Here is an 18,872-nt window from a genome sequence, read left to right on the forward strand (position 1 = left end):
ACGCGCCCGGCCATGCTGCCCCCCGCCCCCGGCGGCCAGGCCGACCTGAGCGTGCGCAGCACCCGAGCTGAGCCCGACCTGGTATCCGAAAATCTGGCCCGAATCTTCGTGCGGCAGGGCAAAACCGCCCGAGCCATTGAGATTTATGAAAAGCTGATGGTGAAACAGCCGGAAAAAATGGCTTACTTTGCGCTCCAAATTCAGTCTTTGCAACCTTCTGCGTAATTTAAACAGTCTCTTTAATAAGCTTTTATGCTTGCCTAATGAAGAGGCTTTTTAAAATGGGTCCCACTTTTAAGGGACCAAAAATGTTCTCCCCCCTTTTGAGAGCATAGCGTTGCTTATATGTTCCGTTTTGAACATTTCAAAGTCGAACTACTCAATGGCAGGGTTTAAAAGTCTCCTAATGGCAACACCACCCAAGGAGAACAGCCGAAACAGACCCTAGAAGCCACTTAAATGGTTTAGCCCTCACCAAGTACGAAGGCCGCCCCGATAGTCTCGCCACGGGCCTAATTTGGGGTAAAAAGAGCCTTGTCTTTCAATCACTGTGCCCTAAGAAGTGTGCGTTTGGTATTTCGGGACCACTGCGTGGGGCGCAAGCCCCTACTGAATTTCCTTGCTGATTAAGGCACAGGTAAATTTAAATGGCCTAAGTTAAAAGCTCATGGCAGACATACTCTTTTGAGTTTTCTGCCATTACTTTACACGCCTGCTCCACGATTGCCCCAGCTCAAACATTAGCACCTAGGCCTGTAGCTTGGTTAATTTCATGCTCATTGATTGCAAGCCATCTATATCACCTTGTTTTTCAATTAATTAGAATCATTTGTCATAAATTCGAGTAACAAAATCTTATACGTTGGTATAGAACGTTTTCGGAAAGATTCTTTAAAACGTGCAAAACGGGTAGCAGCATCAACCTATTGGTTCATTAAAACGCCCTGATAATTGCGTTGCCATGACACTCTCCGAATTTGACGCCTTGCCTCACGGCTGGCAGCTTGTGGCCATTTTCGACACAGGGCGGCCTTTAATGGTGCGTTGGGAAGAAGAATTTGCGTTCAAGCTCTATGAACTGCCAGGCCGCTTTTTTGTCGAAGTGGAATTTGATACCGCCTCCACCAGCATTATCCAGCTTCGGGGCCTTACCGGCGTCAACCACATGGAGGACTACGAAGCGTATATTCAGTTGCCCGGCTGGCTGACCTAACTAGACGTCGCCTTTTTAAATAATTTAAAAAAGGCGACTTAGAACCCAACCTCTCCTGCGTTGGGCGAACTCTATAAGGGCCCAGATTGCCTAACTGGATATGCTGACCAAAGCTAACGTAAACTCTAAATCAGTCAAATGTATACAGCCTCCCAATTAGCAATTGGCAGAAAGGACCTCAATCAAGGTTCGATTATGCTACAGACCCTTGTTAATGCAGCAGAAGCAGGTCAGCCTCTTTCTCTTGCCGAGGAAGATTTCACATGTTCATTTCTGGCAGCATCTCGTTCAGAAGGAGATAACAGCTTTTTTGATTTACACGAAATCAACTATTGTAAGAACTATTCTTTCACTGGCTGCTACTTAGCTTATGAAAACAATCTGAGCGGCCTTTTAATCGCTCGAAATGCTTTCGGACCAATTCCACCTAATATAGTTGCGAAAGATGTTGCGTTTTTAGATTCGCAATACCAAGAATGGCTACAAGTTATTAACACAACAAATCATTCAGAGCAATTACTACAGCATGTAGTAAAAGAGTCACGCAACCATCTAAAAAATGCAAGGAACTTTGCAAATAATACTAGAATGGGCGCTCGGCTACGAGACAGCTTCATTAAAGCCATTGTTCTACACAGCAAGTATTTATATTTAAAAATACGAGAATATTACCAAGAACTTGGCGCTACAGAACAAGTGCTTCACAGGTGTAACTACGAAATTGTAATTGATAGTTTTGCCTTCTTTCATATACTGTTCCGGCATTATGCACCAAGGGCTACGAGCTACCAAAATGATGCATCATACCACCAAGACCAAACTATAAACCCGGAAGAGCTACCTAATCACTTGATGCTCTTTTTAGAGATGTACTTCAATCATATACCTTGCACACAGTTCAATAAGCGCCGCACTTACATCAGGTATAATGGAGTGATATATGCTATCTGGTTCAAGGACGCAGAACGTCATGCGGGTGGTACTGTTCAGCCAATCTTAAGGCTTCAAACCTTCTATCCCGTGACGTTACCAAAGGAATTAGAGTACGTTGCTAGCCTTCAAGAAAATGTAACAGAAAGTGGTTTGGGCCTATTTCATGCTCCCGTTTCTTAAGGTGTTACTTTTCCTAATAGCTGTTCAACAAGGCATTTATCTGTGTCTTTATCATTCGCACAGACTACTCTTTCTCGAAACGCCTCTTAACAAATCTACTCATGGATTTTAAATATGATTTTGAAAAATCGGTTTATTGGTCAATTGAATCAATCAATAATATCCATTCTGAAAAGGCGTTTAAAGTAAGCTTAGAGAATTATCCTCTGCACGATTGTACAGCAATAACTAAGAAAGAAGAAGGCAAGGACTTTGAATGCAAGTTCTTGCTCAACAAGTTGTATGGCCAGAAATATTTAGATGATGCTGGGGAATTTGGACTATACAACAAAATAGAACTAATTAGGAGCGGGGAAAGCCACATAATAAATCCTGACTCAATTTCGCATTCAACTGTAACGATAAGCAATCCTCAAATAATAAATTCCGTTACTACAAATTTCCAAACACACGATAACGACTTTTTTAACAATAAGCTACTTAGACTTTGTATAATAACCGATGTTGAGCCCGAGTTCAGCAGTTTTGAGTCAAAGGTTTTGAAAATAAACGAAACAACGACATTCAGCGGGCTAGTTGAAGTCAGGATAGGCAACAAAGACTATCACATATTCAAAAGCAAAAACGAATACAATAATCGCAAATTCATTTTCATTGATAGTGTAGAGGAGAACACATTCAGTGAATTTAAGACAAATACAAAAGCGATACTCCTTGCTTTTGCAATAGTCACTGGCAACTTATTCCAAGATGAAATATACTACCAAGTAATTCATCATGATAATATCACAATGGCTGACGCAACAGCATACTACAAAACCGAGAAATCAATATACACACGCTATTCTCTTTTCAATCCATTCAGATTTTCGGAATACATAAAGGATTTAAAGTATCCATTGCCTGAAAACTTCCCATTGCTATTGCCAAAACAAATCTTTGAAAATTTGTGCGAGAAAATATCTAACAATACGGCATTTGCAAGATGCTGCCTCTTAACATTAGAAGGCAATGAATCAAAGTTCTCATTATTAAAAGCATCTATCTATTCACTGGCATTAGAGACAATAACCAATATAATTTATGACGAAAATAAAAGCAAACTTAACCCTATACCAGATAAAAAACTTTTTGACAAAATAAAAGCCAAGCTTATCTTGACTGTCAATGAATATGAATCCTTTTTGTCTGAATATGCCCTCAATATTTTGAAGGCAAAATTCAATGACTTGAATAAGCCCACAAATTCAAAAAAACTATCTTTTCCATTTGAGTTTTATGGACTGAAATTATCTGAAAGCGATATTAAGATACTGAATCACAGAAACAAATTCCTACATGGAACGTCACCCTTTAAGGAAACAGAAATAGAGGAAAAATCAAATGAGTTAGACTATATCATTGCAAAATTGCTGTTCATGGTATACTCCTTAATCATGAAACACGTAGGATACAGGGGTCATATTATCAATTTCCCCTCTTGGCTACAATACAACAGAAAGCAAGATGTTACTGAACATTTTTTTTATTTAATTTAAAAGGCTCCTTTTTTCAGCTTTGGCTTCCTCTTTCTTCTCACATTTTGAGGAAACAGATATAGCAACGAGGCCCTATACAGCATTTACAGACGGAGGTCCATGAAATGCTTCGGGTGGTTATTTGACTGTTGCGCTTTGAATGGACGCATTTTGAGGCGCTTGTATGCGTAGGATTACAGTGGATTTCAAAACCCAACAGCAAAGTCATTAGTGAATTGATGCCTTTTAGGTCGAATCAATTCACTACTTTCAACACCTCATTAACCAAGATTGTCTACCTATAACCCCCACAGTCACATGAAGCTATTGATACTTTTTCTCTTTTCCATTTTACTTACTGCTTCTGGGCCATCAACCGACAGAAAGCCGAATGGAACACTCCGCAGGACCGCAACTTCCCCCCTTTCCCGATGCACAGGTAGCGCTTCATGTTCCGCCTGTACCAATTGCAGCAGATGTGCCTATTGTAGTGGTGGGGGGACTTGTGGTGTTTGCGCCGCACCAGCAAGCATCCGTCCGGCTTATTCCGCTGCTCCAAGGCGAACAATCTCTCTTTCATCAGGCAGCCAAAGTACGGGTTCCAAGAGAGGTGTTACCAAGAGGATTGTCGAAGTGGATAACTCCTATTTTGTGACTGCGACTACTCTTAACCTTCGAGAAGCTCCTTCTGCCTCTGCTCCAATTGTGCGGACATTGGAACGAACTAATAGCGTAACCGTCATAGAAATAACGAATACTGAATGGGTAAAAGTCAGGACGTTCATGGTAGATGAAGCCAAATATGTTGAGGGTTACATAGTTAGCAAGTACTTGGCCAAAAATGGTGGGTTTTAGCGCACTGAATATCATACTCCTTTCTATGTGAATCTGTGTAGGAGACAATAAGCAGCCAAACGTACTGTGTCATTTTAACAACGTCCTTAAGCTCATTGCCGAAAGCCATGAACGTTTTTAAGCCTTTCTTTCCCCGAAACCCTACTCCTGTACAGGAAATGGCTATCCAGTTCGTCACGGAACAAACCGAATACATTGACGAAGAACATATCAAAGACTGATGCGAACCTAGGCGCGGCACTCCCGACCTGTTGCGGCTGGACGGCGTGACGGTTCGCTACTTCAACGAAAAGCTACCCGGTGAAAACGACATTCGGGTACTGTGCGACAAGATAACCGACCTGACCGGGGCCTACTTCCACAGCTTGGGCAATATGCCCCGCCATGAGTAGTACTTGGGCAAAAAGATGGATTACTAGCATACCCCTTCAATCTTGCCTTTTGACGCTGTTTTAGGCCCGTAGTGGCATTAACGACCTATCTAGAAGGGAAACACCTTCCCTACATACCAACGGGTTAAATCAGGTCTTTCACAACTTAACTTCTGCCCCTCCCATTTGGTTAAACAATTTAATTTTTCCAGTAAGGAGACAGTATCTTTCTTCTTAAACCTGCTGAATGCATGAGTACACCAAATAACCCAGAATCATTAGGGCTGTCCATTCTTGACAGTATTGCCAACGAAAACCTGACCGACCTCGCTTCTGATGCTTCGGAGTTAGTGCTTGATGGAATTACAAGCGCTAGTGATGCTATAGAAGCGGTACCCGTGTTCGGGTCGGCAGTGAAGTTGGTGCGGGCGGGTTTAGCAATGCGTGAAAAGCTCTTTATGCGCAAACTGAGCAGGTTTCTACTTCAATTGCAAGGAATCAAACCAGAAGAAAAGCAGGCATTTATACGAGAAATGGTATTTGACCCGGATTTTAAAAAGCGGGTGGGTGAAAACCTAGTGCTCGTCTTGGACCGACTCAATGACATGGAAAAGGCCGACGTTCTTGGCCGGCTCTTCCGAGCCTATGTAGCCGGCAGAATCGATTATCCACTTTTTGGTCGCTTTGCAGGCATCGTGGACAGGGCTTTTCTTCCGGACCTATTCCGTTTGCGCCAATTCAATGCCGATTCCGCAGGTGATGATGCCGTGTTTGCACTGGAGTCGCTTGGCTTGGTTTATTTATCTGTAATAGGTGGCGGCAACGCCAGCCTGGACGGAACCGATGGCGGCAGCGCTTATGCTATTCTGCCGCTGGGACAGAAACTAGCCGAGTTGCTATTTTTTTAAGCGTAATCAGAAGAATTGTACCTGGGTCTAATTATCGAGACGTTGTAGTTCGGGACTGATTTGGCGGTCCTAAACTTTTTAATTGCGGGGAAGCTGTCGTTGAACTTAGAGCCCCTATTAGCAAAGCGGATAGTATTTGGCTGCGCAATAGCAAAGAGCGCGTCTTCCAAAATCCCCATTTAAGTCTCTGTAGCTGTCAGGCATGCCGCATTTTTAAATTTAAATACCTCTCCCTACAACGGCCAATGCGCCCCGGCCCATATCCACAGGTATTGAGCAAGCCGGAAGAGGCCGTATAGCAGGCCGAAGACAGCGCACAAAACCAGGCTACCTAGTATCCTCTCCCCGAAGCTATCGTTGTCGTAGTAACCCATGCTGCATATTTACATTGACCGTCCTTTCTGGCTTAGAAAGTCACTATTGGGGCTAGGCAGTAAGCTTTAAGCCATTTAGGGAATATGACTTTCTAGTGTTGATAAATAAAAAAAGCGCTCCGGATAAAGCGCTTTTTTTGCATAAACCATATGGATTCCAAACAGACTGTTAGACAACTAACGCATCATGCGATTAATGGCAATATTTAAATAAAACTTGCAACTCATTCATAGCAGATATTTCCTATTATGGCAATCGCAATAATGTACAAAACACAAGATTTTTTTTATGGTAATCCTGCATAGTATTGGCTGTATATACTTTGGCTTTGAACGGTATTGCGGCACCACCAATTGGAATATCGTCCGCACTCACTTTCTTGCCTTTCTCCGTAAACAGTGTAGTTTCACACGTCTTAACCGACGCACTATTAATGTAATAGTATGAACATTGGTCGCCAGTACACTTATAGGAATCGGGCACTTTGTTTGCATCAATATCACGGTCTAACACCCTTGTAAAAGCCATATTTGTGGCCTTGTATTTAAACACTTGGTTGTCTTTAATTTCCAAGCCAATACCCATAAAACCGAGTTCAAGGGCCTTCTCCTTTTGAATCAGACGGTCTTCAATTTCAGGGTTGACTGGGGTGATAACCTTTGGTGTATATTGACTAGTTGTGATATTTTTTAAAACATCAACAATCTGCCTTTGTCCATTTTCGTCAGCCTCAACGCGTACAATCCTCCCAACAAGGTCGTCAAGATTATTTGCCCATTCGTTGCTCTCGACAACTAAGCTTTGAGTTACGCTTCTAGGAGCACCGGCAGCTTCTTGAATACGCTTCATCATTGAATCACCGACGAAGACTTTATTTACGCTGAAAGCTTTAACTCTTTTAGTCTTTAGAGTATCCGAATTAACGTTAGTTTGTGAATCCGTTTTTTTATCCTCCCCCTTAGCAGAAGATTCTTGCTGGGCATTATTACAGGAATAAACGCCAACAGCTATCAAGATGGTAAAAGGTAGTACAGGAGTTTTCATGTGATTTGAGGGTTATTTAGAAAAAAGAAAACAAAAAAGGGCTTCTATTACTCGATTCGTGTCCTTGTAACGCTCTTTCCATTTCTATCAAGCTTGTAAACCATGTTTGAAGCCATTGAAGGCTCTACAATAGGTTTAACAGCGTATATATACCTAGTTTTAATTATAGGAGGACCTTTAGTAAAAAATATTTTAGCGCTACAACTAAAATTACCCCATACATTATTCAATTGCACCGTAAAGTCATTGCCTTTATCATAAGAAGGCATAGGGTCAAATGTTTGACTATGAAACGCATATTCGATATGCTCAATAGGGTACCTCATTTTTTTAATGGTCTTTGTACTTATTTGTACAAATGCATTCGTCTTGGTTTCGCGCTTAAAGCGAAAATCCCTTTGTGCTTGCTCCTGCTGTTGTGGTCTTCCTAACCTAATATCAATCCTAGGAAACTTATTCAATCTAGGCAACTTCTCCTTTTTTACTTCAGAATGAAAAAAGATTGCGATAGAATCTTCTGCCTTATTATAGGATGGATAAAAATCTTGGACGGCTTTTATATCAAAATCACTTAAGAATCCGTCATTCAAATACGTATCATTACAATAATTCATAACTGACCTTTCATCACATGGGGTGACCCATACAGCATTTTTATCCTCATTCAAATGGTCAAACTGGCAATTAAATTCACATTCTGGCCTAGCTGTTGTATGTCTAAAACCTATAGCATGACCGAATTCATGTACGGCCTGAGCTTCTATATAAATTTTTTTTCCTTCGAGATTAGCTGGAAACACCTCCTCACTTGTAAATTTTTTTAGACCGTCTTGGCTCTCCAATATTGTGGTTAAAACGGAAGTTTTTTTAAAATCGAAGTTTAATACCATACCGGGATTCTTCTTTGCAACATTGAACCCATAAGCATAGGTAACAGGATTTGTATCTTTTATCTGTATTCTAATCCAATTTTTCTTGCCCGAAGTAGCAGCATTACAATCGCACCAATCAGTAAATTTTATTCCCGAAGAAGCTTCCCACGTTCTCCTAATAGCCTGTCTAACCCAATTTCTTTCTTGGATATTCGCAGTGGTGGCCCCTATCCAGCAGACAGAAGCTGTATTACCTGGCCATAGTAACGCACGCCTCCTTGTGGTTTCGTCATCTTCCACCTTATTGACAGCCTGTTTTGAGAAAAGTGGTATTGAAAGCAGCAACACCATTATACCAGTCAAAAAGACTAAAGGGAATGTGATTTTCTTATCCATACTGCTGCGGTGCAAAACCTCGTTCAACAATAGAGCTATCTCAAGATGCCAAAGTAGCAAAACAATTCGTTATTACAATACTTAGCTTCATATTTTTTCGCAAGCGCTAGCTGCGATACATCTTGGAATAGGAACCAAGGGCAAGGTCTAAGCCAATTACACCAAGTAGTTGACCAGGACGTTTACTGTCATTTCAAGCCCTTCGTGACCTTTTTAGCAGGCGAACCAGGAATCCGTCGCGCTCCGCTTTTGCGTCGCTCTACGGCCCTATCCATTTTGTAAAAAACAAGAAAGCCCGTGCCTTTCAGCAGGGGCTTTTCTGTGGAGCTTAAAAATTAAATGATTTAAAAGGGTGCTTGGCTAAGAGCATCTTTAGCAAAAGTCATTTAATAATAGCCCTTCCCAGCTACACTATGCCGGACCCCTCCGCGTGGGTTGTCCATGTCCCCTTTGTAACGAGGAATGATGTGGCAATGAAAATGAAACACCGTCTGTCCGGCTGCTTCGCCGCAGTTCATGCCAATATTGAACCCGTCGGGCGTGTACTCTTGGCAAATACTGTCCTTGACCTTCTGAATGACTTGGGGTAGCTCCTGCTGCTCTTCCGCCGTTAGGTCAAAAAAGTCACGCCGAAGTTGCTTGGAAATGATAAGGGAATGGCCGGGACTAACGGGGTAGCCGTCTCGAATGACGAAGAAGCACCGCGTTTCCAGCACGTACTTATCTGTGGGAATAGTTAGGAATACGGACGTTTCAGCCATTATTCAAGACGGTTATGAACTTGCGAAAGAACGGGTCGGTGGATGGATTGTAGGTTGCTATGCCTCCCCAATAGTTTGGGCCCATGGCTTTCCGTACATTCTCGTAATGCCAGCGCAGCTTCTTGGCGCGTTGAATACCTGTAGAGCCTAAGTCACGCTCCATGCGGGCTTTCCAGGGGTGGTTACTCCCCATGATGTTCTCATTGCGTTGAATCAACTTCGTAAGGTAATGCTCTCCCACCAGTTTGTCACTCTTGCTGGTGTTGCAGTAGCTATGGGCCAATACAAGGTTCCAGATTTCGTCGTGGAGAAGCACTTGCCGGGGCAAAACATGGTCCACATGCACGTCTCCTTCGGGTATAGGTTCGGCGCAGTAAAAGCAAGCGTTCCCTTGGTAGCCCTCCAAAAACGGAATGTTGGCCGTAAGGCTGGTGCGTTGGTAGCCATTGACCAAATAAATATCCCGCACGTCGTTGGACAATTGGGAATGGTCACGCGTCATTTGAAAAGCTCCTTCCAACAGATTCCACCGGCTGTTAAGCTGGTTGCGAAACTCGGACAGTTGGGCCGATTGCGTGAGGGTTAGCAAGCCGTCAGTTAAGGTTAGAGACTTGCCTTGGCTGAATTCATAAAACTTACCCCGCGCCAGCTCTTTATTGTTGCCAATGGTTTGGAAACGAGGTATGACGTCGGAGAAAGCCGTAGCTGCTACCTCTGTGATGGCTTGGCTGTACTCCAAAGTACCCTGCTGGTACCGACGCACAATTCGCTCCATAATGGTCAGGCGTGTCGGATTGCCTTGTTGGGGCAACGCAGTAGGGCCCGTTAGCCGCGCAGTATAATTGTCGAGATAGACCCTTGCCAGCACATCCCATGGAACCTCTACTAGCCCTTGCTTCCCTAAGTCCAGCAGGGTCTTGCCCAATGCCATTTTGTAAGTGGCGCTGTTCAGACCATAAAGCACAATTGCGCCCCAATATTCTTCGTCGGTAAAGGTGTCCATTAGCTGGCCATTTTGAATGGGTTATTGACACCCGCAACTTATTCCGACTGCACTAAGAACAAGAGCTTGCCACACCTCGCTTCGTACCAAGTGTGAAAGTTGCTGTAACGGCTTAGCTCCAAGTGACCGTGTTATCTCGCTAATCTTCTTAAATTATTTAAAATATACCTAGCGAAAAGGCTTGTCCATCATTGACACCGTCGCACAATCCCTTTGACGGTTAGTTGTGCCAGTGCGGGAGCTTGATAGTTGTCGTTGCTGATGCACACGTAAAACTCCCGACAACCGGCCGGGATGGACACTATGCTTGCCACGGACGGCCTGTTCTCTATCAGCCCGGCCGTTTCTATCATGCCCTTCTTATCGGTGTAGTATTGAGCCAGTTTCTTGTCGGCGGTAATCAAGTACCGGCATTTTGTAGGGGGGAGATTAGCAGGAATGACCACTGTCTGCAACCGCTCCATTGCCTTGTTCACTGCCAACTGCATTGCTCCTGCTTGGTCGCCGTTATACGCCTTAACGAACATGGCAGACACAGCCACTGCGTTTTCCAGCGAAACTAAAGGTGCTTTCGTGTCGCGAATGTCCAAGGCATAGAACAGCCCATCCAAACCCGCAGGAATGGGAACGGTGTACATTGCGCTAGACTGCAACGGACTGTAGCGGGCATACAACGTAGTTGGCGAATTGGGCGTGAATACATCTCTCGCTTCCCACCCGCACGTCACCGGCTTGCCCTGTTCGTTCCATTGCTGAATGTCGCTTTGAGGTCTACCTTGGACGAACGTGCCGCGAACGGCCAATTGGCCGTTTTCATGCCAGCTCACACACAAGCCGTTTAGGACGTCGGGGGTTTCGCTCAACAGCTTGCCTTCCCCCTGTTTCCTCCACGACGGATAATAGAAGTCGCGGACCGTCCCAAGAGGCTTACCATCGGAGCCGTGCCGTACGAGCCGCACATAGTGGGCATCTTGCCGAATGGAGGTGCGGCTCCAATCTTGGTCGAAATAAACGGTATCGGCAGTTGGAATAGAGGCAGCGTGTTGGGCCAAACCCACGTAAGGCAGCATTCCGAATACTGCCACAATCAGTAAACGTTGAAACATAGCGGTAGAATAAGACCGTGAATATACTGGGCTAATACCTCGTTCCAATAGCTAACATGCCAATTGGGCTTTGGACCGCCATTTTAAGCCCTTCAAACCTTTATCAGGACTAGTAATAAGGCGTAGTCAGTTTTAGCGTTCGGTGTTCCTGTAGGGCTCAAAGCAAAAAGGCGCTTCGTCAGGAGCGCCTTTTTTTGGTGTTGGTATGCACCTTAATCCGAAAGCACACTGCTATCTGGGGTGAACAGATAAATCAACAGGTAAGGTGAATGCCACCCGAACTAACCGGCCACTTTGTTTGCCAGGAATGAACTTGGGTAAGCTTTTTACTGCTTGAACCACTTCTTCATCCAAACCTGACCCCAATCCTTTGGTTACCCATACATCACGCACATCCCCTTGCGGTTCTACTATGAAGCTTACGATAAGTCGTCCTTGAACTTGATTGCGGAGTGCTAGGGGCGTGTACTTCGTAGCGTTTATAATGGCCTCCGATATGGCTGTACTTCCACCGCCACTAGGGAGTTGCGGCATTTGGTCTACTAACGTGTACACCTTGTCGTCAGAAGGGTAGTTTGCCGCAGCTTCTGACATCGGGTTCTCGGTCGAATCGGCTTCAATTGGTTTGGAAGAAGGCATATGCGTGGGGCCACCGTACAGTGCCTTAGCTTCTTGTAGCCCACTTAGCTCGGCTGCTACAACGGGCTTTAACACAGACTCTTTATCCAGCACAAAAAATTCAAAATCCTCGCCTGAACCAATGACGCTCAACACCTTCACATTTTCCGCCTTTCCACTTGCAAATTGAACCCCCAGTTGATTCGGCACATTTGGCCCGCCCAATGCTCCGGCTGTTCCCCGAAAGCCGAAGGGGGACAGCGGCGTTCCTTCATAAGAAGTCTCTTGCTTGTTGATTTCCGAGAAGATGCTACCGCTCGTATCGTTAATTTCTACGACTACTTTTTGGTCGTTTTTGTAGTGCGTGGCCGTGATGGTAAGCGCGTGAGTGCCTTTGACTGGATGGTACAGTTTGTAGGTGGTAACGAAAACCCCGTTGCTCCCCAAATATGACCGGGTGTAGCGCATAGGAGTTCTTTGGTTGCCCCGTAAGAGGTACTGATACCCAGTTAAAAACTGGTTGCTTGTCTTTTTGCCCCCCTGTGCATTGGCAGGTATGAGACAAGCCATTAACAAGCAGGCTAAAAACCCAGCTTTGAGAAACGAGAACATAGAAGTCAAATGTAAAACGTGCTTCATGCAGCAGGGTGGATTTTAGGATAGGAGTAAGCGAAAAGGAGCAAAACGACTACAAAAACACAAGCCAGCCCCAAATAGGATACAAATTTGTATCCTATTAGCTTATCTACCAAATGGAGCTTTGGGCGTGAAAAACCCCAATGCCGTCAAAGCTTTTGGCGAACGGTTGCGTAAGCTTCGGGACCATCGGGGGTGGAGCCAACTAGAGCTTGCTGACCGTGCTTCCTTATCGAAGGTTGCCGTGCAGCGTATCGAGTGGAACAAGCACGAACCAGGGCTTGGGGTGCTGGTTTCGTTGGCGCGGGCGCTGGAAGTCTCGGTGAAAGACCTAGTGGACATTCCCGACTTAGAGAAGTTGGACAGGGACTAGGCATCGCTCCACTCCTTACGCTTCCCTGCTGGCAGTTGGAAAGGTCATCGACAGGTGTTTGACCCACTTTTTAGGCCCGTAGACACACTCAAAACGGGTAAGCTGACCACCACTTCATGCAGCGGCCTAAAGCAGCCTTAACGGCTTCGTTTTAAAGTTGGTCGCTCGTTAATTATTTCAACAATTACCTACCGTTTATGCGCAAAGCATAAGCAGTATTTCATTCACATTAAAAAGAGCCCATTGACCATGTCGTATCTGGTTGGGCATTGCGTTCGCAGGCCTCCTTGCAACAGGCGTTTATCTGTTCTTTTAAGCCCGTGATGGCATTTACGGGCAAAAGGTATGCATGAGGTCGGCTTTGGCTCTTGTCTTTCTTGTAGGGCCTGAATAAAAATACTTCGTTGAATAGAACCAGCGCCAACAAGGACAGTCGGAAAGGAAAGAAGCATGGCTAATTTAAATAATTTAAAATTCCTTGTCCTCTTCCACGGCTATGCTTTCCACAGCACCAAAGGCCCCCTTGAAAACAGGCAAACCAGGAATCTGAAGAATCTGGTGCTTGAATGACGCCTTCATTTCACATAAAGGCTGTTCCATTTTCAAGTACGGGCCGTTCCAGTGCTGCCAATCGAAAACAAACAGCCCATGCCCTGCACACTCTTTCCACACCTCCGGCACCCGCCAGTCGATACGAGACGCAGCAAGGTCGTGGTCCTGAAAATGAAGCTGGACGTTGGCGGGTACAGGACCAAAGCCAGCGGAAGAGAAGAGGCCAATGCTTCCTTCTGTGTCTAAAGCAAACCAATCAAATTCCTGACCGGGGAAACGCTCACTGAAGTCTTTGTAGCTATCAGCCATCCTTCTTTTTTTAATTTAAAATGGCATGCCCTTACCATGTCCAGTGCACCCCGGTACATTTCTACAGGTGTATAGCAAGCCGGAAGCGGCCATAGCGCAGGCCAAAGTCAGCTCACAATGCTAGACTACCCACTATGCTTTCCCCGAAACTGTCATTGTCGTAGTAGCCATGCCCCGAAGGTAGCATAATAAGGCATTTACCCTCATTTTGAGCCCGTCAAGACCATTTCAGTAATCGAAACAGAAGCATGTCACGCTGCGCCTCTGTGTCGCTCCACGGTCCTGTTTCATTTCGGACAAACAGGAAAGGTCTTATTTACTACAGAGGCTTCTATGGGCCTTAGAAAATTAAACAATTTAATGGCCCTTGGCAATTGTTTTAACCCCCTCCTTTCATTCCCTTGCTTTGCTCCACGGCCCTAGTCCATTTTGAGGAAAACAAAGAAGCTCCGGCCATCTGAGTCGTGGCTTCTTTTATGGGCGTCGGTAAATTAAATTATTTAAAAAAAAGGTAAATGGCTGTGACTTTGAACTCCATTTTAGCTTAAATAGTGTTAAAAGCTCTCTTTTAGATTGTAGAACCTCCCAAAAAAGGCGTTAATCCCAATTTTTAAACCAGTTGGCATTAGCACCCAGAGGCAGGTGCAGTAACGCTTCGTTGTTGCGTGTAGGACTTAGCTCCTTCGTCACTTAGTCTTCGCTTCGCGGAACGTGTATTTTTTAAACAATTTAAAAATACACCCATGTGGAATATTATGGACCCTTTATACAACCTGCCTGCATAAACAAGCCTCTACACATGATACTTAATTGCACATTCCCACTAACTGGTTTACCTTTTCTTTACCATACTTCATGGACAAACCTTTTCTTCATTTTTCCTTCTCTTTTATCATTTTCTACCTTTTTACCTCCTTTCTGTCTCCTTTTCTTATCTACCTTTCTTTAAACCAATGAATTTTTCAAAGGCAAAACCTAATTCAGAATAGATATGGCATAAAAAAATACAACGCTTAATTCAACTTAAATAATTTGGTCAAATAACTTGTATTACCCCCCCTTTCAAAACGTCTGAAAACGCCCTTTTATCTACTTCTCAACCGGTCGATAAAAATAAGAAGTATACTATTTCGACCGGTCGAGAAAAAATAGCAAAAACATGCCTCAATCACTTGTAAAAGATGTTTTATTTCCCGAAATTTGCAGAACAATCAATCACCCACCTTATGATTATTTTTATTTTATACACTAAATACGAATTAATTGACAACGCCAAACAAAGCAACCTCAATCCTTAACAAGTCTATTTCCCTTCCGTCCCTACTGATTGAGGAATTACATTATCTACTTCACGGTCAAAATCCACGAACTGCCCTTTCACAAAGCCAATTCAATAAGGCCCTGTTAATTCTGGACAGGCTATTACTAAACTTAGAGCGCAAAGTCGGTGACCTAACCAGTTTTTATCACTTGCCCCAAGCCTACCTTCACAAAATTGACCCTAATTGTGGCCCGCTTATCAAAAAGCTCAAGCTGGCAAATATTTTGGAGGTGTACTGTTCTCCCGGCACTACTACCGAAGCCTACTCCCACACCCAAGGTATCAGCAAGGCGTACCGTATTTCCCCAAGGTTCTTTGAAGATGGCGAAGTTAGCCGCATTATGGTGGCGCTTCGAGCCACTGGGGTTGCACATCGCACTGCACCGGAACCGTGGAACACCCAACTGCTGCAAGACCTTTCCCAGCTCCATTTTGACACCAACGGAGCAAAGAAGTACCTACAGGAGTACCTAACCCACCTGGACCTTTCGAAATGGTGCGTTGATTGTACCTCTACTGCTTACCGAACAAATGGCTTGTTGCAAGGGGTACGCTTTGATACGGACCCACCGGGCAAAGGCAGAAGGACGTACAGGGCGCAGAGCCTATTAGAAGAGGTTGCCAACATACAGAGTGGAAAAGCTCTTTTTAAGTTGAATGACGGCTACTTGGTGACAGCACCCGAAACTTTCCGGGCCAGCAAGACTGCGTTCCTTCAATTCCACTATAGCAAGGTTATTCAGAAACTGGACCAACGAGACTTTTGGACCAGCCAATCCGCAACCAACCAGCGCCTACACCATAACCTCACTGAGCTACCCAAAAAGCTCATTGATTTTGTAACCCTAAACGGTGAGCCCCTCACCGAAGTAGACATAGCCAACAGCCAAGTGGCGCTCTTAGCCCACGTAATGATGCATGGGGACGTGTTAGGCCTTGGCGTGGAGTTTCCCGACTTTCCGATTACGCCGCAAACGCAAAGCTTTATACATGACGCACAAGCAGGCATCATTTACGACCAAGTGGCGAAGGAATTACTAGGAGCTGACCGGGAAGTAGCTAAACAAGAAGTCATTCGCTGGCTTTTCAGCGGCCCCGGCTATGTACTAGGGAAGGCTACACCAATAGCGCTTCTATACGGTGACGCCAACAAGTGGATGAAACAGGTCAAAAAGCTCTTAAAAGCCCAAGCCATTGAACGGAATGACCCCAAATTGGGACTTGCAGTGTATTTGCAGCGCTTAGAGGCAAAAATCATGGTTGAGCAGATTTACCCGAAAGCCAAAGCGCGGGGCCTTACACTCTACAGCAAGCATGATTCGTTTCTGGTGCCAGTTTCCCAAGCCCAGAAAATGCAGGAGCTTATGCAAGAGGTCTTCAGCAGCTACGGCATTGTAATGTATGCCAGATACAAAGGGCCGCAAATAGAGCTATCTATGGCCGCATAAAGTATTCCAGAAGCCTCTGCCCCATAAATGCGATTCACATAGCAGAGGTAAAAGCTCACCTAACTCTTCAGGAATGGCTCTTCGCATTTTCATCGCATCTATGGGGCAAAGGGCGATTTTAAATTTAAAAAGCCCATAAATGAATGCCCATAATTGCAAATCAGATTCACGCGTGCCGTACACCTTGCCAAACAAAGACAAGGGCTCCTCTACGTTAAAGCAGACGAGCCTAGCAAGCTAACGTATCTTGGACGCTTCCTGACGGCTGGCAGACGCTCGATTTTGGTAGTGCCGTTGTAACATCTTCAAGTCACTGTGTCCTGCCCAATCAGCTACAACAGTTTCCCGGACTCCTTTAGCCAACCAGTTATTGATTGCTGATTTTCGAGCAACATGGGAGCTTATCATCTGCCACTTCATACGTGTCTGCACAAAAGTCTTTGCTCCCGAGTAGTGGGTAACCGTCACAAGGGCATTCAAAACAGGGGCCTTTTTGCAGACTTGTTGAATTGCCTTGTTGTAGTGATTCACGTTGACTGGCTTAAATGGAAAGCAGGGTCCTTCTATAATTGCCTTTGCCCGCTCGGTTAGGGGAACGGTTACAGTTTTCTGCTTTTTGCGGGTTGTCACGCGCAACTCCTCCCCGACTACGTTTGCTGCTGTGATGTACAAGTCGGAATGCCTTAGACCCGTCTCACAGGCAAACAGAAACTGTTGTTGGACTTGGCGGAGGGTTGGGGCTTTGATTTCCAAGGCCGCAATCGCATCAATCTCTTCAGGTGTTAGGTAAATCACGTTATCGTTCGCCAAGGCTGGAATGGGCCTGAACTTTCTGAAAATAAGCAAGGAAAGACCTTCATCTTCGGCGAAATGAGTGTAGACAGTTCTTAAACGGTCCAGGATGGTCCGCACCGACTGGTTGCGCATTTCTTTATCTAATAAGTGGCGTTGAAAGTCTTGTAGAAACTCAACGTTGACATCGGCCAGTTGTAGAGAGGAATGGAACTTAGCTACCATGCTGCTTAAGTCACGGTAGCCCAAAATCGTAGCAGGCCGGTAGTTTGGACGAGTTGCTAGGAAGTCGGCTATTTTGTCAGTAAACAATGCTTTGGCATTTGGCCCGTTAGAAAGACCCGCTGCTAACAACATATCTGCGTATGCCGCTTCCTTTCGTGCCAGCTGTGTACGTAGTTCATTCATCTGCCTTTGCAGGTCATCGGCAGCTACTTCGGCCCCATCCTGAAGGTCCGGTAGTTCATCGTCAACGGATATCAATTTGGCATAGCAGGCTTCTACTGTGGCTGTAGTAGGGAGCAGTCCTTCTCCCCTAGCATTCCTGACTGCACGTTCCATGCGGCCCGCTACGGCTTGTATTTGCGCGTTCAATTCCGGGAATAATGAGTTTTTCCCATTAACTTTGCCCGTCTTAGGATTGAACTCGGACGGTAGCACATTTACTCCCGTCGTTTTAGCTAGTTCCGATTGGCCGAAACGGTAGACGACGTAAACAGTACCCCGACCTGTTTTCTTTCCGATTTTTCGAAGTTTGTAGTACATTTTTAAGATTAGCCCCAAAGACGTTTTTGAGCGCCTTTACAAGTTAAAACAGGTCCCACAAGAGGTCCAAAAGAGGTCCTACAAACCGAGAAAAAATAATTTAAACAGCTGATTTACAGCAGCCTTTTACAGGCGGCTTACTTTGCGCTCCAAATTCAGTCTTTGCAACCTTCTGCGTAATCCGCAGCTTTCTTTTTTAACCTTTCATGTACACTGCGCTCATCATCCTCATTCTTCTGGTGTGTTTCCTGCTGGCCCTGGTGGTGCTGGCCCAAAACCCGAAAGGGGGCGGAATTTCCAGCCAGTTTAGCGCCGGCGGCGCGGCCAGTATGATGGGCGTGAAACGCACCGGCGACCTGCTCGAAAAGCTCACCTGGGGCTTCGCTATTGGCTTGGTAGTGTTGTCGCTCGGCTCGCACGTGCTCACCTCGAGCGGCGGTGGCCCGGTGCGCAGCGTGAACCAGGAGCGCGCCCTGCAAACCAAGCTGCCTGCTCCCTCGGCTCCGGCTGGCCCGGCCCCGGCG

General features: G+C 45.2%; 18 protein-coding genes. 10 read left to right on the plus strand and 8 right to left on the minus strand.

Features of this window, described 5'->3' with window-relative positions; all coding sequences use genetic code 11:
- The 7 genes from ACYVDE_RS02650 to ACYVDE_RS02680 form a co-directional block, all read left to right on the plus strand.
- On the plus strand, nucleotides 1-225 hold a 225-nt coding region (locus ACYVDE_RS02650; protein WP_460499932.1), incomplete at its 5' end, for a tetratricopeptide repeat protein.
- 736 nt (nucleotides 226-961) lie between these two features.
- Nucleotides 962-1,213 (plus strand): hypothetical protein, encoded by a 252-nt coding sequence (locus ACYVDE_RS02655; protein ID WP_460499933.1) that lies wholly within the window; start codon nucleotides 962-964, stop codon nucleotides 1,211-1,213.
- A gap of 138 nt (nucleotides 1,214-1,351) precedes the next feature.
- On the plus strand, nucleotides 1,352-2,326 hold the full coding sequence (locus tag ACYVDE_RS02660) for a hypothetical protein (protein WP_460499934.1): 975 nt from the start codon (nucleotides 1,352-1,354) through the stop codon (nucleotides 2,324-2,326).
- 101 nt (nucleotides 2,327-2,427) lie between these two features.
- On the plus strand, nucleotides 2,428-3,864 hold the full coding sequence (locus ACYVDE_RS02665) for a hypothetical protein (protein ID WP_460499935.1): 1,437 nt from the start codon (nucleotides 2,428-2,430) through the stop codon (nucleotides 3,862-3,864).
- A gap of 297 nt (nucleotides 3,865-4,161) precedes the next feature.
- The gene (locus ACYVDE_RS02670; RefSeq protein ID WP_460499936.1) at nucleotides 4,162-4,698 is read left to right on the plus strand and encodes an SH3 domain-containing protein; all 537 of its coding nucleotides are present in this window, start codon (nucleotides 4,162-4,164) and stop codon (nucleotides 4,696-4,698) included.
- Nucleotides 4,699-4,949: 251 nt separating this feature from the next.
- Nucleotides 4,950-5,090, plus strand: coding sequence for a hypothetical protein (locus tag ACYVDE_RS02675; protein ID WP_460499937.1), 141 nt, complete (start codon nucleotides 4,950-4,952; stop codon nucleotides 5,088-5,090).
- A gap of 230 nt (nucleotides 5,091-5,320) precedes the next feature.
- On the plus strand, nucleotides 5,321-5,977 hold the full coding sequence (locus tag ACYVDE_RS02680; protein WP_460499938.1) for a hypothetical protein: 657 nt from the start codon (nucleotides 5,321-5,323) through the stop codon (nucleotides 5,975-5,977).
- Between the two features lie 621 nt (nucleotides 5,978-6,598).
- Here the strand turns inward: ACYVDE_RS02680 and ACYVDE_RS02685 are convergent.
- The 6 genes from ACYVDE_RS02685 to ACYVDE_RS02710 all read right to left on the minus strand — a co-directional run bounded on the left by ACYVDE_RS02685 (nucleotide 6,599) and on the right by ACYVDE_RS02710 (nucleotide 12,791).
- Complete coding sequence (locus ACYVDE_RS02685) at nucleotides 6,599-7,396, minus strand: hypothetical protein (protein ID WP_460499939.1); 798 nt, start codon at nucleotides 7,394-7,396, stop codon at nucleotides 6,599-6,601.
- A gap of 47 nt (nucleotides 7,397-7,443) precedes the next feature.
- The gene (locus ACYVDE_RS02690) at nucleotides 7,444-8,664 is read right to left on the minus strand and encodes a zinc metalloprotease (protein ID WP_460499940.1); all 1,221 of its coding nucleotides are present in this window, start codon (nucleotides 8,662-8,664) and stop codon (nucleotides 7,444-7,446) included.
- Between the two features lie 386 nt (nucleotides 8,665-9,050).
- On the minus strand, nucleotides 9,051-9,425 hold the full coding sequence (locus ACYVDE_RS02695) for an HIT family protein (RefSeq protein ID WP_460499941.1): 375 nt from the start codon (nucleotides 9,423-9,425) through the stop codon (nucleotides 9,051-9,053).
- A complete protein-coding gene (locus ACYVDE_RS02700; RefSeq protein ID WP_460499942.1) occupies nucleotides 9,418-10,428 on the minus strand; it encodes an HNH endonuclease in 1,011 nt (336 codons plus the stop codon). Before ACYVDE_RS02700 ends, ACYVDE_RS02695 begins: the two co-directional genes overlap by 8 nt.
- A gap of 188 nt (nucleotides 10,429-10,616) precedes the next feature.
- Nucleotides 10,617-11,534: a toxin-antitoxin system YwqK family antitoxin gene (locus tag ACYVDE_RS02705; RefSeq protein WP_460499943.1), complete on the minus strand. Its 918-nt coding sequence runs from the start codon at nucleotides 11,532-11,534 to the stop codon at nucleotides 10,617-10,619.
- 231 nt (nucleotides 11,535-11,765) lie between these two features.
- Complete coding sequence (locus ACYVDE_RS02710; RefSeq protein ID WP_460499944.1) at nucleotides 11,766-12,791, minus strand: energy transducer TonB; 1,026 nt, start codon at nucleotides 12,789-12,791, stop codon at nucleotides 11,766-11,768.
- Nucleotides 12,792-12,918: 127 nt separating this feature from the next.
- Here ACYVDE_RS02710 and ACYVDE_RS02715 point away from each other — a divergent pair, with 127 nt between their 5' ends.
- Nucleotides 12,919-13,161: a helix-turn-helix domain-containing protein gene (locus ACYVDE_RS02715; protein WP_460499945.1), complete on the plus strand. Its 243-nt coding sequence runs from the start codon at nucleotides 12,919-12,921 to the stop codon at nucleotides 13,159-13,161.
- Nucleotides 13,162-13,629: 468 nt separating this feature from the next.
- Here ACYVDE_RS02715 and ACYVDE_RS02720 read toward each other — a convergent pair whose 3' ends face one another.
- A complete protein-coding gene (locus ACYVDE_RS02720; RefSeq protein ID WP_460499946.1) occupies nucleotides 13,630-14,022 on the minus strand; it encodes a hypothetical protein in 393 nt (130 codons plus the stop codon).
- Between the two features lie 1,470 nt (nucleotides 14,023-15,492).
- On the opposite strand from ACYVDE_RS02720, the gene ACYVDE_RS02725 reads away from it, so the two are divergent.
- Nucleotides 15,493-16,791 carry a hypothetical protein gene (locus ACYVDE_RS02725; RefSeq protein ID WP_460499947.1) on the plus strand — a complete coding sequence of 433 codons (1,299 nt, stop codon included), beginning with the start codon at nucleotides 15,493-15,495 and terminating at the stop codon, nucleotides 16,789-16,791.
- A 237-nt stretch (nucleotides 16,792-17,028) separates the two neighbouring features.
- On the opposite strand, the gene ACYVDE_RS02730 is transcribed toward ACYVDE_RS02725, so the two are convergent.
- Nucleotides 17,029-18,348, minus strand: a complete 1,320-nt coding sequence (locus ACYVDE_RS02730; protein ID WP_460499948.1) for a tyrosine-type recombinase/integrase — start codon at nucleotides 18,346-18,348, stop codon at nucleotides 17,029-17,031.
- Nucleotides 18,349-18,554: 206 nt separating this feature from the next.
- On the opposite strand from ACYVDE_RS02730, the gene secG reads away from it, so the two are divergent.
- The coding region (secG, locus tag ACYVDE_RS02735; protein WP_460499949.1) for a preprotein translocase subunit SecG at nucleotides 18,555-18,872 on the plus strand (318 nt) is incomplete at its 3' end.

It is taken from the genome of Hymenobacter agri, assembly GCF_054778495.1.